Raw genomic sequence first — 637 nt, 5'->3', positions numbered from 1 at the left:
TGGTTGTGATTCTCTGAGATTGACGCTCGGAGGGAATCACGATGGCAGTGAAGCAGACGGGTCAGTTGAGCTTGGCGGAAGCCTTTCTGGGCGGCAAGTTGGCAGGCGGTTCTTCGCCACTCGATCGATTGTCAGGTCTGGTGAAGTGGTACCGCTTCGAGAAGCTACTCAACCCGCTGCGCGATGGTGGACCGGGTCGGGCTGCCTGGCCACCGTTGATCCTGTTCAAGGCGCTTTTGCTTCAATCTCTGTACGGACTGTCGGATCGCGAACTGGAGGAGGCGCTTGGCGACCGGCTGTCGTTCCGACGTTTCGTCGGGCTCGGGCTGGAGGAGAGCATTCCCGACCACACGGTGCTTTCGCGCTTTCGCAACCTGCTTGTCGGCGAAGGTCTGTTCGAGAAGCTGTTTGGCGAACTGGACTGGCAGTTGGAGAAGGCTGGCGTGATCCTGAAGCGGGGCACGATGCTGGATGCCACGCTGATCAATGCGGTCTCATTGCCGCCGACGGACGAGCAGGCATCAAAGGATGCAGATGCCCGTGTCACGGTGCGGCAAGGCAAGGGCGGCTTCACTTTCGGCTACAAGGCACATGTCGGAGTGGATGAGGGCTCTGGCCTGATCCGCAAAGTGATCAC

At 59.8% G+C, this 637-nt stretch carries 1 protein-coding gene; it reads left to right on the top strand.

What is annotated here, in order from left to right; all coding sequences use genetic code 11:
• Positions 1–41: 41 nt before the first annotated feature.
• The coding region (locus AC1DX4_RS35085) for an IS5 family transposase (RefSeq protein ID WP_477224689.1) at positions 42–637 on the top strand (596 nt) is incomplete at its 3' end.

Source organism: Mesorhizobium sp. P3_A8 (assembly GCF_056402995.1).
The sequence above is the reverse complement of the archived record's forward strand: the minus strand, read 5'-3'. Positions and strand labels throughout refer to the sequence as shown.